Raw genomic sequence first — 19,146 nt, forward strand, 5'->3', positions numbered from 1 at the left:
TCAGGACGGTCGGGAGGGTCGTGCGGTGATCTCGTCGGTGCGGGGGGAGGTCCTGTCCCTGGGGCTCGACCACGCGGTGGTCGAGGTCGGGGGCGTGGGGCTGGCCGTGCAGGCCACCCCGTCGACGCTCGCCCGGCTGCGCCGCGGCCAGCCGGCGCGGCTCGACACCGCGCTGGTGGTCCGCGAGGACTCCCTGACGCTCTTCGGCTTCGCCGACGCCGCCGAGCGCGAGATGTTCCTGCTGTTGCAGACGGTCTCCGGGGTGGGGCCGCGCGTCGCGCTGGCGACGCTCGCGGTGCTCGACCCGCAGTCGCTCTCGGTCGCGCTGGCCGACGGCAACCTCACGACGCTGATGAGCGTGCCGGGCATCGGGCGCAAGGGCGCCGAGCGGCTGGTGGTCGAGCTGCGCGACAAGGTGGCCCCCGCCCCGCCCGCCGGGGACGACGAGCTCCTCGCGTCGCCGGTGGCCGCGGGCACGCTGCGCGACCAGGTGGTCGAGGCGCTGGTCGGCCTCGGCTTCGCGGCCAAGCCGGCGGAGAAGGCGGTGGACGAGGTGCTCGGCGACTCGTCGGGCTCGTCCGACTCCTCCGCGGTCCTGCGCGCGGCGCTCACCCGGCTCGGGCCGGGCCGATGAGCGAGCACGACCTCGAGGCGAGCCTGGCCTCCGCGCTGGCGAACACGGCGGCGGACGGTGAGGGCGACGTCGAGAACAAGCTGCGCCCCGCCCGCCTCGACGAGTTCATCGGCCAGCACCGGGTGCGCGAGCAGCTCGACCTCGTGCTCCAGGGCGCGCTGCGCCGCGGCCGCCCGCCGGACCACGTCCTGCTCTCCGGGCCCCCGGGCCTGGGCAAGACCAGCCTCGCCATGATCATCGGGGCCGAGCTCGGCAGCGCCGTGCGCATCACCTCGGGCCCGGCCCTGGAGCGCGCGGGCGACCTCGCGGCGATGCTGTCCAACCTCGTCGAGGGCGACGTGCTGTTCATCGACGAGATCCACCGCACGGCCCGCCCGGCGGAGGAGATGCTCTACCTCGCGATGGAGGACTTCCGGGTCGACGTCGTGGTCGGCAAGGGCCCCGGCGCCACGTCGATCCCGCTCGACGTCGCCCCGTTCACGCTGGTCGGGGCGACGACGCGGGCCGGCGCGCTCACCGGCCCCCTGCGCGACCGGTTCGGCTTCACCGCCCACATGGAGTTCTACGAGCCGTCCGACCTCGAGCAGGTGCTCGTGCGCAGCGCCCGCATCCTCGACGTCGTGCTGCGTCCGGACGGCGCCCGCGAGATCGCCGGGCGCTCGCGCGGCACGCCCCGCATCGCCAACCGCCTGCTGCGCCGGGTGCGCGACTACGCCGAGGTCCGCGCCGACGGCACGGTCACCCGGGACGTCGCGCGGGCGGCGCTGGCCGTCTACGACGTCGACGAGCTGGGGCTCGACCGGCTCGACCGCGCCGTCCTGGGCGCGCTCGTGCGCAGCTTCGGCGGCGGGCCCGTCGGGGTGTCGACGCTCGCGGTGGCGGTGGGGGAGGAGCCGGGCACCGTCGAGGAGGTCTGCGAGCCCTACCTCGTGCGCGCCGGGATGCTCGCCCGCACGCCCCGCGGACGCGTCGCGACCCCCGCGGCGTGGCGCCACCTGGGGGAGGAGCCGCCGTCACCCGGGGGAGGGGCACCCGACGACGAGCGGGGCCAGGGCGCACTCTTCGGTTGAGCTGGCAGACTCGGAATCGGACACGCGCGGGCCACGACTCCTCGCCCGCCCGGTGAACGGAGAACCATGGACCTGATCTTCCCCCTGCTCATCCTGTTCATGATCGGCCTGGTGTTCATGTCCAGCCGTCAGCGCAAGAAGCAGGAGCAGCAGCAGCAGGGCATCCAGAGCACCCTCGCCGTGGGCGACGTCGTCGTCATGACCTCGGGCATCAGCGGCACCGTGGTCGACGTCGACGACGAGCGCACCATCGACGTGGAGATCGCCCCCGAGGTCGTCACCACGTGGCTCCGCGCCGCCGTGCGCGAGAAGCTCGTGGCCGAGGAGGCGGTGGTGGACCCCGAGGACCTCGAGGACCTCGACGCCCTGCCCGAGTCGTCGGTGCCCACCGAGTCGACCCCCGTGGTCGAGGCCCCGGGCACCGTCGAGACGGACACCAAGGACACCCCGGCGGACACGACGGACAACGTGTCCTCGCCGCGCCGGTCCTGAGCGACCCGGGGCGGGGCGCCGCCGGGGGCGTCGCACGCGGCGCCTACCCTCGCGGCGAGCCCCTCCCCGGCTGAACACCCGAGCATCTGGAGCAACGCAGCGTGGCCCCTCCGACCGTGCGCTTCCGGCCAGGGCGCTACCTCGCCGCCTTCGTGGTGATCGTGGCGGTGCTCTACGGCCTGGTGTTCCTCACCGGGAACGGGTCGCCCACGCCCAAGCTCGGCATCGACCTCCAGGGCGGTACGCGGGTCACGCTGACGGCCCGCACCGAGACCGGTGCGGCGCCCACGCCCGACCAGCTCAACCTGGCGCGCCAGATCATCGACCAGCGCGTCAACGGGCTGGGCGTCAGCGGCGCCGAGGTGGTCCAGGACGGCAGCAACCTCGTCATCACCGTGCCCGGTCAGGAGGGCGACCAGGCGCGCTCGCTCGGCCAGACCGCGCGGCTGTACTTCCGGCCCGTCCTCGGCGGGCCCATCCCGGCGAACCCGCAGGCCGGCCAGCCGGGGGCGCCCGGCCAGCCCGGCGCCGCCGCACCCACGCCGGGCGGACCGAGCGGGGCGGGCACCCCGGGCTCGGCGCCGGCGGGCCAGAGCGCCCCGATCGGTCCGGCCCAGCCGCCGGTGCCCACGCCGCCCCCGGGCGGTGGGGCCGACCCCGGCACGTCCGCCGACCCGCGCCTCGCCCAGGCCATCAGCGAGGCCAAGGCGCTGCGCCAGAGCGAGGACCCGGCGGTCCAGGAGCAGGCCGCGCTGGCGCTCGACTGCGCCGTCGAGGACCCGCTGCGCGGCTACGACGACCCGGCGCGGCCGCTGGTGGCCTGCAACCGCGAAGGCACCGAGAAGTACCTGCTCGGCCCCGCGATCCTCTCGGGCACCGACGTCGCGAGCGCCACCCCCAACCCGAACCCGCAGGGCGTCGGGTGGGTGATCAACCTGGCGTACAAGTCGGAGGCCGCGGGCGTCTGGGCCGACTACACGAGCGCCAACGTCAACAAGTCGAACGCCGTGGTGCTCGACTCCCAGGTGGTCTCCGCGCTGCGCATCGTCCAGCCGCTGCTCGACGGCAACGCGCAGATCTCCGGCAACTTCAACCAGGCCTCGGCCACCGACTTCGCCAACGTGCTGCGCTACGGCTCGCTGCCGCTGTCGTTCGACACCTCCGAGGCCCAGACGGTGTCGGCCACGCTCGGGCTCGCGTCCCTGCAGGCCGGGCTGATCGCCGGGATCGTCGGGCTGATCCTGGTGTTCGTCTACTCGCTGTTCTACTACCGCGCCCTCGGGGTGCTGACGATCCTGTCGCTGATCCTCTCGGGGCTCGTCGTCTACGCCGTGCTGGTGCTGCTCGGGCGCGGGATCGGGTTCACGCTCGACCTCGCCGGGGTCGCCGGCTTCATCGTCGCCATCGGCATCACGGCGGACTCGTTCGTCATCTTCTTCGAACGGATCAAGGACGAGGTCCGCGAGGGCCGCAGCTTCCGCTCGGCGGTGCCACGCGGGTGGATCCGGGCGCGGCGCACGATCCTCTCCGGCGACGCGGTCAGCTTCCTCGCCGCGGTGGTGCTCTACGCGCTGGCCGTCGGCCAGGTGAAGGGCTTCGCGTTCACCCTGGGCATGTCCACCGTCCTCGACCTCATCGTGGTGTTCCTGGTGACCCACCCGCTGCTGGCGCTCGCGTCGAACTCGCGCCTGTTCTCCAGCCCGGCCTGGTCGGGTCTCGGCGAGGTGGTGCGCCACGCGCCCCGCTCCACCGGCTCGGGACCGCCACGCGCCGGCGGGGGCCGGCCGGTGCGCACCGGCGCCGGTGACCGTCCGGCGGGCGCGCGCAGCCGCGCGGGCCGTGGAGGTGCGCGATGAGCCGCCCCACCGGGTCCCGCGGCAACGGCCGCCGCCGCGCCGAGGACCGCCTCGACGACCGTGCCGACGACGAGCTCGACTCCCTGGAGAGTGCCGACGCGTCCGCGGACGGGGCCGACGGCTCCGACCTCGCCGACGGGCCGGGCGACCCCGACGACGAGGGCGGGCCTCGCCGGCAGATGAAGTCCGGCCGCCTCGACATGCTCTACCGGGGCAACGGGGGGCTCGACATCGTCGGCCGCTCGCGCACCTGGTACGCGATCTTCGGCGTCGTCCTCGCGATCTGCATCCTGTCGATGGTCATCCGGGGCTTCAACTTCGGCATCGACTTCGAGGGCGGCACCAGCGTCCAGATGCCCGCGGCCGGGGCGGCCGGGACGGTCTCGTCGCAACAGGTCGAGCAGGTCTACGCCGAGACGGTGGGCTTCCCCGCGACGTCGGTGCAGAGCGCCGGCCAGGGCGGCACGGCGACGATCATCATCCGGTCCGAGCGCCTCGACGTCGCGCAGGTCGTGGCGCTGCGCCAGGCGCTGTTCGACCGGTTCCAGCCGCTGGGCACCAGCGGCGCCCCGGACCCGAACGCGATCTCCGACAGCGCGGTCAGCGCGAGCTGGGGCGGCGAGATCACCCAGCAGGCGCTCGTGGCGCTCGCGGTGTTCCTCGTGCTCGTCACCGTCTACCTGTCGTTCTACTTCGAGCGGCGCATGGCCTACGCGGCGCTGATCGCCCTGGCCAACGACATCATCATCACCGCCGGCGTGTACTCGCTGGTCGGCTTCGAGGTGTCGCCGGCGACCGTGATCGGCCTGCTGACCATCCTCGGGTTCTCCCTCTACGACACGGTCGTCGTGTTCGACAAGGTCCGCGAGAACACCCGCGGCCTGCTCGGGCTCACGCGGCGGACGTACGCCGAGGCCGCGAACCTCGCGGTCAACCAGACCCTCATGCGCTCGCTGAACACCTCCCTGATCGCCGCGCTCCCGCTGATCGGGCTGTTCGTCGTCGGCGTCGTGCTGCTCGGCGTCGGCGTCCTGGGCGACCTCGCGCTGGTCCAGCTCGTGGGCACGATCATCGGCGCCGCGTCGTCGGTGCTGCTCGCGACGCCGATCGTCGTCGACCTCGCGATGCGCGACCGGCGCTGGGCCGCGCAGGCCGAGAAGGTCCGCACCCGGCGCGCCAAGGCCGCCCGCCGCACCCCGGGCGACGGCGAGCCCGCCGGCGACGGCGCCCCGGGCCCTGCCACCGACGTCCTCGACACCCGCGAGGTCGCGGCGGCCGGTGCGGGCCGGGCCGGCGCCCGATCGACCGCGCCGCGTCCGGGCGCCCGCCCCTCGGGCAAGGTCGCCCGGCCGTCGGGCAAGCGCCGCCGGTGAGCCACCCGTGAGCGCCGCCCCCGCGGCCGACGACCTCGACGTGGTCGCGGGCCTCCTGCGCGAGGTCCCCGACTTCCCGACCCCGGGCATCCGCTTCTGGGACCTCACCGCGCTGCTCGCCGACGGCGCCGGGCTCGCCGCCACCACCCGGCTGCTGGGCGCGCCCGCCCGCGACGGGGGCGCCGACGTCGTGGTCGGCATCGAGGCGCGCGGCTTCCTGCTCGGCGCCGCGGTGGCCCAGTCGCTGGGTCTGGGCGTCGTCGCGGTGCGCAAGGAGGGCAAGCTGCCCGCGGTCGCCGCCCGCGAGTCGTACGAGCTGGAGTACGGCTCGGCGGTCCTCGAGCTGCCCCACGACGTCCTGCGGCCCGGCACCCGGGCACTGCTCGTCGACGACGTCCTAGCCACCGGCGGCACCGCGGCCGCCGCCTGCGCGCTGGTCGAGGGCGCGGGCGCCACGGTCGCCGCGGTCGCCGTCGTGCTCGAGCTGCCCGCGCTCGCCGGCCGCTCCCGCCTCGACGGCCACACGGTGCACGCGCTGCTCGCGCGCTGAGCGCCCGCCCGGGACCCACCCGGGACCCCACCCCGCCCGACCGCTCGTCCGCTCCCCGCACCGCGGGCGACGGCCGACCGACCGCCCGGCGCGCGCGGACGCATCACCGGTCCGGGTGGCGCGGCGTCACCCACGCGTACCGACGGCGGGCGACCAGTGACCCGATCGGACCCCGACCGACCGGACACCTCGACCCCGCGGAGATATCCTGGATGGATTCCGGACGCGCCGGGCTCCCGTACCGGATCGGGGCCCTGGCCGTTTCGTCCGGAGGGAGGGACGACGCGTGAGCCAGGACGTCGACGCCACCGGCACGCCGATCGCTCCCGAGCCGGGTACCGCGGACGCCGACGGGTCGGCCAGTGAGTCGGCGCGCGAGGAGGCCGTCCTCCACGCCGCCGGGCTCTCGCCGGCCCCGCCGGTCAGCCCCACGCGCCCGCCGTCGGCCACGCGTCGCGTCCGGGCCCGCATCGCCCGCCGGATCACCGCGCAGCGCTCCGGGGTCGTCAAGCCCGTGCTCGAGCCGCTGGCCGCGGTCCACCGCGAGCTGCACCCGTCGGCCGACATGGCCACGCTGCAGCGCGCCTACGACATCGCGGAGCGGTCGCACGACGGCCAGATGCGCAAGAGCGGCGACCCCTACATCACCCACCCGCTGGCCGTCGCCACCATCCTCGGCGAGCTGGGGATGGACACCACGACGCTGGTCGCCGCCCTCCTGCACGACACCGTCGAGGACACCGCGTACTCGCTGGAGAAGCTCTCGGCCGACTTCGGGGCCGAGGTCTCCCACCTGGTCGACGGCGTCACCAAGCTCGACAAGGTCCAGCTGGGCGCCGCGGCCGAGGCCGAGACGATCCGCAAGATGGTCGTCGCCATGGCGCGCGACCCGCGCGTGCTGGTCATCAAGCTCGCCGACCGGCTGCACAACATGCGCACGATGCGCTTCCTGAAGCCGGAGAAGCAGGCCAAGAAGGCCCGCGAGACCCTCGAGGTGCTCGCGCCGCTGGCCCACCGCCTGGGGATGTCGACGGTCAAGTGGGAGCTCGAGGACCTCGCGTTCGCGATCCTGCACCCCAAGCGCTACGACGAGATCGTCCGCCTGGTCGCCGACCGCGCGCCCAGCCGCGACACCTACCTGCGCTCGGTGATCGACGAGGTGTCGGGCCAGCTCACCGAGGCGCGGGTGAAGGCCGAGGTGCTCGGGCGCCCGAAGCACTACTACTCGATCTACCAGAAGATGATCGTCAAGGGGAAGGACTTCGACGACATCCACGACCTGGTGGGCGTGCGGGTGCTCGTCGAGGACGTGCGCGACTGCTACGCGGCGATGGGCATGGTCCACGCGCTGTGGCAGCCGATGCCCGGGCGGTTCAAGGACTACATCGCCCAGCCCCGCTTCGGGGTGTACCAGTCGCTGCACACCACGGTGATCGGGCCGGACGGGCAGCCGCTCGAGGTGCAGATCCGTACCCACGAGATGCACCGCACCGCCGAGTACGGCATCGCGGCGCACTGGCGCTACAAGGAGACCAAGGGCGGGCACAAGAGCTCCCCGGGCTCGGTCGGCGGCGGCGACGGGACGCTCGAGCTCGACGAGATGGCCTGGATGCGCCAGCTGCTCGACTGGCAGCGCGAGGCCGCGGACCCCGGCGAGTTCCTCGAGTCCCTGCGCTACGACCTCGCCACCCGCGAGATCTTCGTGTTCACGCCCAAGGGCGACGTCATCACGCTGCCCAGCGGCTCGACACCGGTCGACTTCGCCTACGCGGTGCACACCGAGGTCGGCAACAAGTGCATCGGCAGCCGGGTCAACGGCCGGCTGGTGGCCCTCGAGCGCGAGCTCGAGAACGGCGAGGTCGTCGAGATCTTCACGTCGAAGGCCGAGAGCGCCGGGCCGTCGCGCGACTGGCTCGCCTTCGTCGCCTCGCCGCGCGCCAAGCAGAAGATCAAGCAGTGGTTCGCCAAGGAGCGTCGCGAGGAGGCGATCGAGGGCGGCAAGGAGGCCATCACCCGCGAGGCGCGGCGCACCGGCCTGCCCCTGCAGCGCCTGGTCTCGGCCGACTCGATGGGCGCGCTGGCCCACGAGCTGCACTACCAGGACATCTCCGCGCTCTACGCCGCCGTCGGCGAGCACCACGTCTCCGCCCGCCACGTCGTCCAGCGCCTGGTGGCGCTGCTCGGCGGCGTCGAGCAGAACGAGGAGGAGCTCGCCGACCGGGCCACCCCGTCGACGGTCCAACGCCGTCGGGGCACCGGGGACGTCGGCGTCGTCATCGACGACATGGCCGACGGCGGCGACTCGACCGACGTGTGGATCAAGCTGGCGCGCTGCTGCACGCCGGTGCCCGGCGACGGCATCCTCGGCTTCGTCACCCGCGGCGGCGGCGTCAGCGTGCACCGCACCGACTGCACCAACGCCGACGAGCTGCGCAGCGAGCCCGAGCGCCTGGTCACCGTGCACTGGGCGTCGTCGTCGAGCGCGCTGTTCCTCGTCGCGATCCAGGCCGAGGCCCTCGACCGGCACCGCCTGCTCTCCGACATCACCAAGGTGCTGGCCGACGAGAAGGTCAACATCCTGTCGGCGTCGGTGACGACCTCGCGCGACCGCGTGGCGGTCAGCCGGTTCTCCTTCGAGATGGGCGACCCGAAGCACCTGGGCCACGTGCTCAAGGCCGTCCGCAACGTCGAGGGCGTCTACGACGTGTACCGGGTGACGTCGGCGGGCTAGTGCCTCAGGCCTCCGTCAGGCCGAGGAGGTGCGGCTGCGGACGGCGTCGACGGCGCGGGCCACGAAGCTGCGGGGTGGCTGCTCGCCGACGTGCCAGTCGGGCCGGGCGGAGCGGGGGTCGAGGGCGTCGACGGTCTCGGGGTCGAGACCGTGGCCGTCCGAGGCCCGGTTGAGCGAGCGGACGCCGGCGTCGATCACCGTGACGAGCGGGACGGCGAGCAGGGCGCCGGCGATGCCGGCGAGCACCAGGCCGCAGGCGATGGGCAGCACCACGGCGAGCGGGTGGAGCTTGATCGACCGGCCGAGCAGCAGGGGCTGGAGGATGTAGCCCTCGAGGTTCTGCACCAGCACGAGCAGCAGGACGACGAGCAGGGCGTCGGTGATGCCGCCGCTGACCAGGCCGACCAGCACGGCGACGACCCCGGAGACGACGGCCCCGAGGGTGGGGACGAACGCGCCGAAGAAGATGAGCGCGGCCAGCGGCACGGGCAGCGGGATGCCGATCAGCCAGAGCCCGACGCCCGCCGTGATCGCGTCGGCGGCGGCGACGAGGATCGTCGCGCGGGTGTAGCCGACCAGCGACGCGAACGCGCGCCGCCCGGCGATGTCGCTGCGGTCGCGGGCCTGCCGCGGGATCGCCTGGAGGACGAACCGCCACACCTGGCCGCCGTTGTAGACGAAGAAGATCAGCGTGAACAGGGCCAGCAGCAGCTCGGTGAGCACCTCGCCGACGGTGCTGACGGCGCCGAGGGCGCTCTGGGCGAGCGTCGCCTGGCTCGACTGCAGGTAGGCGAAGAGCTGGTTGCCCACCTCGGTGAACTGCTCGTTGTTGAGCCCGAGCGGGCCGGTGCGCAGCCACTGCTGGATGCCGGCGACGCTGGCGAGCAGCTGCGACGACAGCTCGGGCAGGCCGGACACGAAGGCCAGTCCGACGCCGTAGAATACGCCGCCGACGATCGCGACCCCGCCGACGATGACGATGGCGGTGGCGATGCCGTGGGGCAGCCACTTGAAGCGCGAGAGCGCGTGCGCGGACGGGGCGAGCAGCGACGCCGCGATCAGTGCCAGGACCACAGGGAACACGACGGCCCCGAGCAGGCCCAGCACGTAGATGACCACCAGGACGGCCGCGCCCAGGAGCAGCAGCCGCCACGCGAGGGCGGTGGCGATCTCGAGGGCGGCCGGCACCTGCCAGCGTTTGCGCCCGGACAGGAGCACGGCGCCGCCCGTCCCGGACGCGGCGGCGTCGTCGCCGTCGTCGTCCGCGGGCTCCTCGAGCAACCTGGCCTGGCTCACACCCCGAACCGTAGCCCGCGCGCGTCACGGGAGCGGTCCGGAGCGCCGAGCTGGTGCTGGATCGGTGCAGACAGGGGATACGATGAGGGCCGTGAGCCGTCGAGCCAAGATCGTCTGCACGCTGGGGCCGGCGACGTCGTCGCCCGAGGCCATCCGCGACCTCGTCCGCGCGGGCATGGACGTCGCGCGCCTCAACTTCAGCCACGGCACCCACGCCGAGCACGAGCGGATCTACCGCCTGGTGCGCGAGGCGGCCGACAGCGAGGGCCGCGCGGTGGGCATCCTCGCCGACCTCCAGGGGCCGAAGATCCGGCTCGGGAGGTTCGCCGACGGGCCCCAGATGTGGGCCACGGGTGAGACCGTGCGGATCACGACCGAGGACGTCGAGGGCACCCACGACCGGGTCTCCACCACCTACGCCGGCCTCGCCGACGACGCCCGCGCGGGCGAGTCGCTGCTGGTCGACGACGGGAACGTCGCCCTCGAGGTCACCGCCGTCGAGGGCCGCGACGTCGTCTGCCGCGTGGTCGAGGGCGGGCGCGTCTCCGACAACAAGGGCATCTCGCTGCCCCACACCGCGGTGTCCGTGCCCGCGATGAGCGACAAGGACGAGGCCGACCTGCGCTTCGCGCTCGGGCTGCGCGTCGACGTCATCGCGCTGTCGTTCGTGCGCTCGCCGGCCGACGCCGAGCTGGTGCACAAGATCATGGACGAGTACGGCGCGCGGCTCCCGGTGATCGCGAAGCTGGAGAAGCCGGAGGCCGTCGACGCGCTCGAGGCGATCGTCCTGGCGTTCGACGCGATCATGGTCGCGCGCGGCGACCTCGGCGTGGAGCTGGCGCTCGAGGACGTGCCGCTGGTGCAGAAGCGCGCGGTGCAGATCGCGCGGGAGAACGCCAAGCCGGTGGTCGTCGCGACGCAGATGCTCGAGTCGATGATCCACAACTTCCGGCCGACGCGGGCCGAGGCCTCCGACGTCGCCAACGCGGTGCTCGACGGCGCCGACGCGGTGATGCTCTCGGGCGAGACCAGCGTCGGCTCCTACCCGATCGAGACGGTGCAGACGATGGCGCGCATCGTCGCCGCGGTCGAGGTCGGGCCGGCGTCGGTGCCGCCGATCCAGCACGTGCCGCGCACGCAGCGCGGGGTCGTCACCACCGCCGCCCGCGACATCGGCGAGCGGCTCAACGCCCGCGCGCTGGTGGCGTTCACGCGCACCGGCGACACGGTGCGCCGGCTCGCGCGGCTGCACACGCGGCTCCCGGTGCTGGCGTTCACACCGATCCCCGAGGTGCGCAGCCAGCTCGCGCTGAGCTGGGGCGTCGAGACGTTCCTCGTGCCGTGGGCCGAGACCACCGACGCGATGATCCGCCAGGTCGACGCGTCGCTGCTGGAGATCGGGCGCTTCGCCGCGGGCGAGCTGGTGGTCATCGTCTCGGGCTCGCCGCCCGGGCAGGTGGGCAAGACCAACCTGCTGCGCGTGCACAAGATCGGCGAAGACAGCCGTTAGACGCGGTGCGACGATCGCGGGCGTGACGACGACGCAGCACCGCTTCGACGCCCTCACCGCCGAGCACATGCGGGCCGGCGGCAGCTGGAAGTGGTCGACGCCGGGCGAGTCCCACGGGCGCGGGCTCATCGGTGCGTTCGTCGCCGAGATGGACTACCCCGTGGCCGACGCGGTGGCCGAGGCGGTGCGGGCGGCCGCGGACGGCTCGCGCCTCGGCTACCTGCCCGACGGCTGGGTGGCCGACATGGCCGCGGCGTGCGCGGAGTTCTGGGGCGAGCGCCTGGGCTGGGCGCCCGACCCCGCGCGCATCCGCCCCGTGCCCGACGTCCTCACCGCGTTCACCGCGACCGTCCGGCACTTCAGCCGGCCGGGCAGCGCGATCGTGCTGCCGACCCCGGCCTACATGCCGTTCCTGACCGTGCCGGCCATGGTCGACCGTGAGCTCGTCCAGGTCCCGATGGTCCGGGACGGCGGGCGGTTCGTCCTCGACCTCGACGGGATCGACCGGGCGTTCGCCGACGGGGCCGGGCTGCTCGTGCTGACGAACCCGCACAACCCGACGGGCCGCGTGTTCGACGACGCCGAGCTCACGGCGGTCACCGAGGTCGTCGAGCGCCACGGCGCGAGGGTGTTCAGCGACGAGATCCACGCCCCGCTGACGTTCGGGGGAGCGCGGCACCGCCCGTACGCGGCGACCTCGGGGGCGGCGGGGCACACGGTGACCGCGACGTCGGCGTCGAAGGCCTGGAACACCCCGGGGCTCAAGTGCGGGCAGGTGATCCTGTCGAACGATGCCGACGTCGCGCACTGGGAGGCGACCGGCTACCTCGCCGAGCACGGCACCGCGACCCCGGGGGTGCTGGCGTCGACCGCGGCCTACCGGGACGCCCGGGGCTGGCTCGACGAGGTGCTCGCCTACCTCGACGGCAACCGCGCGCTGCTGGCGGAGGCCGACCTGCCCGGGGTCGACGTCACCGTCCCGGACGGCACGTACCTGGCGTGGCTGGACGCGCGCGGGCTGGGGCTCGACGAGCCGCCGTCGACGTTCTTCACCCGCGAGGCCGGCGTGGTGATGACCGACGGCGCCGCGTGCGGCGAGGCCGGGCGCGGCGGCATGCGCCTCAACCTCGCCATGGCCCGCCCCGTGCTCGCCGAGGCCCTCGATCGTCTGCGCGCCGCCCTCACGTGAGCGATCTTTGGGCGTATAAGCCCAAAGATCGCTCACGTGGGCCAGGGGAGGGGCTCCGGCGGGAGGCCCTCGGCGAGGAGCGAGGCGAGGTGGTCACCCCGCCGCTCGGTGAGCTGGTCGATCTGGGTGCGGCAGGAGAACCCGTCGGCGATCACCGCGGTGTCCGCCGACGCCGCCCGCACCCGGGGGAGCAGCACCTGCTCGCCGCAGGCCACGGACACCTCGTAGTGCCCCTGCTCGAACCCGAAGTTGCCGGCGAGCCCGCAGCAGCCGGAGTCGAGCACCTCCACCTCGGCGCCCGCCCGGCGCAGCACGGCGGTCTCCGCCCCGTAGCCGCCGGTGGCGTGCTGGTGGCAGTGCTGCTGGACCATCACCTCGCGGCCCGCGAGCCCCGGCGGCGCCCAGTCCGGCGCGCGCTCGGCCAAGAGGCCGCCCAGGGTCGTCGTCGCCGCGGCGATCGCGTCCGCCCGCGGGCCGGGCAGCAGGTTGACCGCGTCGTCGGTGAGCACCGCGGTGCAGCTCGGTTCGAGGCCGACGATCGGCATGCCGTCGCCGACGGCCGGGGCCAGCGCGTCGAGGGTGCGCCCCAGCACCCGCTTCGCAACGTCGAGCTGGCCCGTCGTCACCCACGTCAGCCCGCAGCACAGCTCCTGCTCGGGCAGCCGCACCGTGAACCCCGCCGCCTCGAGCACGCGCACCGCGTCGGCGCCGGCGCGCGGGTGGAGGAACTCGGTGAACGTGTCGGGCCAGAGCAGGACCTCGCCGCGCCCGCCGGCGCCCCGCGGACCGCGGGCCCGGTACCAGTGCGAGAACCGGGGCGTCGCGAACGCCGGGATGCTGCGGCGCGTGTCGATGCCGCCGGCGCGCTTGAGCAGCCCCGAGAGCCGCGACGCCGTGAGCCGGTTGACCAGCGGCGCCAGCGGTGACGCGACGCGGGCCAGGGCCGGCAGCCAGCCCATGGAGACGTGCGAACGGGGGCGGCGGTGCTGCCTGCCCTCGTAGTGGTGGTGCAGGAACTCGGCCTTGTACGTCGCCATGTCGACGTTGACCGGGCAGTCGGACAGGCAGCCCTTGCACGCCAGGCACAGGTCGAGGGCGTCGCGGACCTCGGTGGAGCGCCAGCCGTCGCGGATCGGCGAGTCCTCGTGCCCGCGCAGCATCTCCCAGAGCAGCCGGGCGCGGCCGCGGGTCGAGTGGTGCTCCTCGCCGGTGACCCGGTACGAGGGGCACATGACGTCCCCGTCGGTGCGCCGGCAGCGCCCGACCCCGATGCAGCGCTCGATCGCGCGCGTGAACCGCCCGTCGTCGGACGGGTAGGCGAACGCGGACGCCGGTTCGGCGGGCGCGTAGTCGGCGCCGACGTGCAGGTGCTCGTCGAGGCGGTAGGGGTGGACGATCTTGCCGGGGTTCATCCGGTTGCGCGGGTCGAACAGCGCCTTCACCGACTCGAAGGCAGCCACCAGCTCCGGGCCGAACATCCGCTCGAGCAGCTCGCCGCGCGACTGCCCGTCGCCGTGCTCGCCCGACAGCGACCCGCCGTGGGTCACGCACAGGTCCGCCGAGCGCTCCATGAACGACCGGTAGGCCGCGATCCCGGCGACCGAGCCCAGGTCGAAGGGGATGCGCGTGTGGATGCAGCCGTGGCCGAAGTGCCCGTAGATCGCGGTGCCGCCGGTGAAGCCGTACTCCTCGAGCAGCGCCACCCACTCGGCCAGGTAGTCGGCGAGCCGGTCGGTCGGCAGCGCCGCGTCCTCCCAGCCCTCGTAGTTGTCCTGGCCCGTGCGCGGGTCGCGGGCCGAGACGGCCAGCGCCGACTCGCGGATGCCGAACAGCTCGGCCTGCTCGGCGGGGTCGGTGACCGTGAGGATCGAGCAGGTGCCCTCCAGCTCCGCGGCCAGCGCCCGGGCGCGCTCCGCGACCCGCTCGGGGTCGTCGTCGCGGATCTGGACCATGAGCCAGCTGTGGCCCGCGGGCATCGCGCCCATCGCCCGCTGGTGCACGCCCTTGGCCCGCTCGAACTCGACGATGACGCGGTCGATCGACTCCAGGAAGTGCGGCTCGTGCGGGAGGATCGCCGGCACGGCCCGCGCGGCGGCCACGACGTCGTCGAACCCGAGCACCACCAGGGCGGTCTCGGCGGCCTCGGTGACGAGGTCCAGCTCGGCGTGCAGCACCGTCACGAGCGTCGACTCCGAGCCCACCAGCGCGCGCGCGAGGTCGAACGCGGAGCCGGGCACCAGGTCGTCGAGGTTGTAGCCCGAGACGCGCCGGGGGATGTCGGGGAAGCGCTCGGCGACCAGCGCGGCGTGGTCCTCCGCGATCGCCCGCAGGCCCCGGTAGATCTCGGCGCGCCGCCCGCCCGCGGACTGGATCGCCGCGTACTCGTCCTCGGACGTCGGCCCGACCCACATCCGCAGGCCGTCGTAGGTGAGCACCTCGAGGCGCCGGACGTTGTCGGCCACCTTGCCGAACACCTGCGCCGTGGAGCCGCAGGAGTTGTTGCCGATCATCCCGCCGAGCGTGCAGCTGACGTGCGTCGCGGGCTTCGGGCCGTAGATCAGGCGGCCGGGCAGGGCGGCGTTGAGGTCGTCGAGCTTGATGCCGGGCTCGACGACGCACGTGCGGGCGTCCTCGTCGACCGCGACGACGCGGGTGCAGTACTTCGACCAGTCGATCACCACCGCGGCGTTGCAGCACTGCCCGGCGAGGCTCGTCCCGCCCCCGCGCGAGAGCACCGGGACGTCGTGCTCCCGGCACACGGCCAGCGCCGCGACGCCGGCGTCGATGGTGCGCGGGACGACGACGCCGATGGGGACCTGGCGGTAGTTCGACGCGTCGACGGCGTAGGCGGCGCGCGAGCCGGCGTCGAAGCGCACCTCGCCGTCGACGCGGTCCGCGAGCGCCCGGACGAGGGCGTCCTCGGGGCGCGGAGGGTCCTGCGCACGGGTGCGGGGGACGGGCAGGTCGACGGTGGCCACCGCCCGACCCTTGGCCACGGCCGGGTGCACCGCAAGCCTGAGATGCTGCGGGAGACTGGGGGCGTGGAGGCCGACCTGCTCGACGACGCCGCGGTCGGCGCGCTGCTGACCCGGGTGCGGCGCGTCGCGGTGCTCGGCGTGTCCGACCGCTTCAACCGGCCCAGCTTCCGCATGGCGGCCTACCTGCTCGACCGCACGGCCTGGACCGTCGACCTCGTGAACCCGCACGTCGTCGAGACGCTCGGCCGGCTCTGCGCGCCGCTGCTCAGCGACGTGCCCGCCCCCGACCTCGCCGTCGTGTTCCGGGCGCCGGCGGCGTGGGACGCGGTGCTCGACGAGGTCGCCGCGGCCGGGGGCGGGGCGGCGTGGCTGCCGTCCGGGGTCGCCGACCCCGCCGTCACCGAGCGCGCCGTCGCCCGGGGCCGCGCGCTCGGGCTGGTCGTCGTCGCCGACCGTGACCTGCGCGCCGAGCACCGGAGGTGGTGTCCGTGAGCCCCGCCGTCACCCGCGAGCCGGACCGTCTGGAGATCCGCGCGCCGCAGACCCCGGCCGTGGTCGCGCTGGCCACCGGGCTGGTCGGCATCGCCGCCGGGGTGTGGCTGCTGCTGGCGGGCGGCACGGCGAGCTTGGTGCTCGGCGCCGTGCTCGTCGTGTTCTTCGCCGTCGGCGCGGTGCGGGCGGTGCTGCGCCTGGTGCGGGGCCGCCCGCTGCTGGTCGTCACCCGCGAGGGCGTCGACGACGGCGGGTCGATCGTCGCCGCCGGCTTCCTGCCCTGGTCGGAGGTCGGGGCGATCGACGTCCTGGCCGGGCGGGGCGGCGGGATGCTCGTCATCGGCGTTCGCGACCCCGAGGCCGTCCTCTCCCGCGCCACCCCGGCGCGCGCCCGCGTCGCCCGGACCCAGGCGGGCCGCCTCGGCAGCCCCGTCGTCCTGCCGCCGACCGTCCTGCCGCTGCCCGCCGCCGAGGTCGCCGAGGAGCTGGAGCGCCTCCGGCCGGGTGCGGTGTGAGGTGCGCACCGACCACGAGCGACGGCGCCGCGCGATGATCGCCGACCTCCGGCAACAGGGGATCACCGACGAGCGCGTCCTCGCCGCGATGGCGGCGGTCCCGCGGCACCGCTTCGTCCCCGCCCACCGCGCCCGGCAGGCCTACGGCCGGAGGCCACTCCCGATCGCGTGCGGGCAGACGATCTCGGCGCCGTTCATCGTCGCCGCGACGGCCGAGGCCCTCGGGCTGCGTGGCACCGAGCGCGTCCTCGAGGTGGGCGCGGGCAGCGGGTACGCGGCGGCGGTGCTGTCGCGGCTGGCCCGCGAGGTGATCACGATCGAGTACCACCCCTCGCTGGCCGCCGGGGCCCGCGCCGCGCTCGGGGCCACCGGGCACGACGTCGAGGTCCGGCACGGCGACGGCCGGCGGGGTGCCCCGGACCGCGCCCCGTTCGACGCGATCGCCGTGGCCGCCATGGCCGAGGGCGAGGTGCCGCCCGCCTTGGTCGAGCAGCTCACCGACGACGGGGTGCTCGTCGGGCCCGTGGGCCACGGACGCCACGGAGACCTCGTGCGCGTCCGGCGCGACGGGCGCACCGAGACGCTCATGGCGGTGTCGTTCGTGCCCCTGCTCTGACCGGCCTACGTGCGTGATCTTCTGAGCTACAGCTCAGAAGATCACGCACGTACCAGGGCGAAGGACTCCGCGGGCAGGGTCAGGGAGTCGGTCGCGGTGTCCACGCCGGACGGGGCGTAGAGCACCTCGCGGGCGGCGACGGGCAGGGTCACCGGCGACGCGCCCAGGTTCACCGCCAGCCGCAGCGTCCCCCGGTGCACGACGAGCGTGCGCGCCTCGGCGTCGAGGTCCACCCGGACCCGGTCGAGGTGGGGGTCGACGAGCTCCGGGTGAGCGCGGCGCAGGGCGATCAGCTCGCGGTGCACACCGAGCAGCCAGGCGTGGGGCTCGCGCTCGGGCTCGGTCCAGTCCAGCCGCGAGTCCTCGAACGTCGACAGCGCCGTCGGGTCGGGGACGTCGGAGGCGCCCCAACCGTGCTCGGCGAACTCGCCGCGCCGGCCCTCGCGCACCGCGTCCTGCAGCGCCGGGTCCTCGAACCCGACGAAGAACGCCCAGGGCGTGCGGGCGCCCCACTCCTCGCCCATGAACAGCATCGGCGTGTACGGCGAGCAGAACACCAGCGCGGCGCCGCAGGCGAGCAGGCCGGGGGAGACCGACGCCGACAGCCGGTCGCCCGCGGCCCGGTTGCCCACCTGGTCGTGGTCCTGCAGGTAGGCCAGGAACCGGTGGCCCGGCGTCGTGAGGACGTCGACCGGGCGCCCGTGGGTGCGCCCCCGGAACGACGACCACGTCCCGGCGTGGTGGAACGGCTGGCGCAGCACCCCGGCCAGCGTCGCCGGCTCCCCGAAGTCCCCGTAGTAGCCCTGGGTCTCGCCGGTGAGCGTGGAGTGCAGGGCGTGGTGGATGTCGTCGCACCACTGCGCGTCGAGCCCGTAGCCGTTCGCCTCCCGCGGGGTGATCAGCCGCGGGTCGTTGAGGTCGGACTCGGCGATGAGGGTCAGCGGGCGGCGCAGGTGCGCCGACAGAGTGGCCACGTGCTGGGACATCTCCTCGAGCAGGTGGACCGCGCGGGCGTCGCGCAGGGCGTGGACGGCGTCGAGGCGCAGGGCGTCGACGCCGAAGTCGCGCAGCCACATCGTGACGTTCTCGAGGATGTAGGACCGCACGGTGTCCGAGCCGGGGCCGTCGAGGTTGAGCGACGGGCCCCAGACGTTCTCGCCGAAGAAGTAGGGCCCGAACCGGTCGAGGTAGGCCCCGGACGGCCCGAGGTGGTTGTAGACGACGTCGAGCACGACGCCCAGGCCGCGGGCGTGGCAGGCGTCGACGAACCGGCGGAACGCCGCCGGCCCGCCGTAGTTCTCGGTGACCGCGTACCAGAGGACGCCGTCGTAGCCCCAGCCCCGCGTGCCGTCGAAGGCGTTGACCGGCAGGACCTCGACGAAGTCGACGCCGAGCTCCACGAGGTGGTCGAGCCGCTCCTCGGCGGCGGCGAACGTGCCGCCGGGGGTGAACGTGCCGACGTGCATCTCGTAGACCACCGCGCCCGGCAGCGACCGGCCCGTCCAGGCGGCGTCGGCGGGGGAGGGCTCCACCTCGACGACGCGGGACGGAGCGTGCACACCGTGGGGCTGCCAGCGTGATCGCGGATCGGGCAGCGGGTCGCCCCCGTCGAGGGAGAACGCGTAGTCGGTGCCGGGGCCGGCGTCGTCGACGGTGAGTGACCACCACCCGTCCGCGTCCGGGTCCGAAGCAGGGGTCATCGCCTCGGTACGGCCGTCCAGGACCAGGCCGACCGACGTGCGGTCGGGGGCCCACACCGCGAACTCGTGTGCCACCCGCGCATCCTTCCCGACGGGTCGGTCGCGCATGCCTACCCGTCGGCCGGGATGATGGGCGCCGGGGCC

The 19,146-nt window shown here is 74.4% G+C and carries 15 protein-coding genes; 12 read left to right on the top strand and 3 right to left on the bottom strand.

What is annotated here, in order from left to right:
* The first annotated feature begins 25 nt into the window (after positions 1-25).
* The 7 genes from ruvA (at position 26) to ACQPX6_RS12590 (ending at position 8,706) form a co-directional block, all read left to right on the top strand.
* On the top strand, positions 26-634 hold the full coding sequence (gene ruvA / locus ACQPX6_RS12560; protein ID WP_433787650.1) for a Holliday junction branch migration protein RuvA: 609 nt from the start codon (positions 26-28) through the stop codon (positions 632-634).
* A complete protein-coding gene (gene ruvB / locus ACQPX6_RS12565) occupies positions 631-1,704 on the top strand; it encodes a Holliday junction branch migration DNA helicase RuvB (RefSeq protein WP_433787651.1) in 1,074 nt (357 codons plus the stop codon). Before ruvA ends, ruvB begins: the two co-directional genes overlap by 4 nt.
* Positions 1,705-1,770: 66 nt before the next feature.
* Positions 1,771-2,196 (top strand): preprotein translocase subunit YajC, encoded by a 426-nt coding sequence (gene yajC / locus ACQPX6_RS12570; RefSeq protein WP_433787652.1) that lies wholly within the window; start codon positions 1,771-1,773, stop codon positions 2,194-2,196.
* Positions 2,197-2,297: 101 nt separating this feature from the next.
* Positions 2,298-4,052 (top strand): protein translocase subunit SecD, encoded by a 1,755-nt coding sequence (secD, locus tag ACQPX6_RS12575; RefSeq protein WP_433787653.1) that lies wholly within the window; start codon positions 2,298-2,300, stop codon positions 4,050-4,052.
* A 179-nt stretch (positions 4,053-4,231) separates the two neighbouring features.
* Positions 4,232-5,425, top strand: a complete 1,194-nt coding sequence (gene secF / locus ACQPX6_RS12580; RefSeq protein WP_433788254.1) for a protein translocase subunit SecF — start codon at positions 4,232-4,234, stop codon at positions 5,423-5,425.
* A 7-nt stretch (positions 5,426-5,432) separates the two neighbouring features.
* On the top strand, positions 5,433-5,975 hold the full coding sequence (locus tag ACQPX6_RS12585) for an adenine phosphoribosyltransferase (RefSeq protein ID WP_433787654.1): 543 nt from the start codon (positions 5,433-5,435) through the stop codon (positions 5,973-5,975).
* 286 nt (positions 5,976-6,261) lie between these two features.
* On the top strand, positions 6,262-8,706 hold the full coding sequence (locus ACQPX6_RS12590) for a RelA/SpoT family protein (protein ID WP_433787655.1): 2,445 nt from the start codon (positions 6,262-6,264) through the stop codon (positions 8,704-8,706).
* A 15-nt stretch (positions 8,707-8,721) separates the two neighbouring features.
* On the opposite strand, the gene ACQPX6_RS12595 is transcribed toward ACQPX6_RS12590, so the two are convergent.
* Positions 8,722-10,002: an AI-2E family transporter gene (locus ACQPX6_RS12595; protein ID WP_433787656.1), complete on the bottom strand. Its 1,281-nt coding sequence runs from the start codon at positions 10,000-10,002 to the stop codon at positions 8,722-8,724.
* A 91-nt stretch (positions 10,003-10,093) separates the two neighbouring features.
* Between ACQPX6_RS12595 and pyk the strand changes: the two genes are divergently transcribed.
* Positions 10,094-11,512: a pyruvate kinase gene (gene pyk / locus ACQPX6_RS12600; protein WP_433787657.1), complete on the top strand. Its 1,419-nt coding sequence runs from the start codon at positions 10,094-10,096 to the stop codon at positions 11,510-11,512.
* A gap of 22 nt (positions 11,513-11,534) precedes the next feature.
* A complete protein-coding gene (locus ACQPX6_RS12605; protein WP_433787658.1) occupies positions 11,535-12,701 on the top strand; it encodes a MalY/PatB family protein in 1,167 nt (388 codons plus the stop codon).
* A 32-nt stretch (positions 12,702-12,733) separates the two neighbouring features.
* Here the strand turns inward: ACQPX6_RS12605 and ACQPX6_RS12610 are convergent, their stop codons facing one another.
* The gene (locus ACQPX6_RS12610) at positions 12,734-15,697 is read right to left on the bottom strand and encodes an FAD-binding and (Fe-S)-binding domain-containing protein (protein ID WP_433787659.1); all 2,964 of its coding nucleotides are present in this window, start codon (positions 15,695-15,697) and stop codon (positions 12,734-12,736) included.
* A 45-nt stretch (positions 15,698-15,742) separates the two neighbouring features.
* Between ACQPX6_RS12610 and ACQPX6_RS12615 the strand changes: the two genes are divergently transcribed.
* The 3 genes from ACQPX6_RS12615 to ACQPX6_RS12625 are packed head-to-tail and all read left to right on the top strand — an operon-like array spanning position 15,743 to position 17,302.
* Positions 15,743-16,171: a CoA-binding protein gene (locus ACQPX6_RS12615; protein ID WP_433787660.1), complete on the top strand. Its 429-nt coding sequence runs from the start codon at positions 15,743-15,745 to the stop codon at positions 16,169-16,171.
* On the top strand, positions 16,168-16,686 hold the full coding sequence (locus tag ACQPX6_RS12620) for an STM3941 family protein (protein ID WP_433787661.1): 519 nt from the start codon (positions 16,168-16,170) through the stop codon (positions 16,684-16,686). Before ACQPX6_RS12615 ends, ACQPX6_RS12620 begins: the two co-directional genes overlap by 4 nt.
* A gap of 1 nt (position 16,687) precedes the next feature.
* Positions 16,688-17,302: a protein-L-isoaspartate(D-aspartate) O-methyltransferase gene (locus ACQPX6_RS12625; protein WP_433787662.1), complete on the top strand. Its 615-nt coding sequence runs from the start codon at positions 16,688-16,690 to the stop codon at positions 17,300-17,302.
* A gap of 41 nt (positions 17,303-17,343) precedes the next feature.
* Here ACQPX6_RS12625 and treZ read toward each other — a convergent pair whose 3' ends face one another.
* Complete coding sequence (gene treZ, locus ACQPX6_RS12630) at positions 17,344-19,077, bottom strand: malto-oligosyltrehalose trehalohydrolase (RefSeq protein WP_433787663.1); 1,734 nt, start codon at positions 19,075-19,077, stop codon at positions 17,344-17,346.
* Between the last annotated feature and the right edge of the window lie 69 nt (positions 19,078-19,146).

It is taken from the genome of Actinomycetospora sp. CA-101289 (assembly GCF_050955895.1).
Taxonomy (GTDB): domain Bacteria; phylum Actinomycetota; class Actinomycetes; order Mycobacteriales; family Pseudonocardiaceae; genus Actinomycetospora.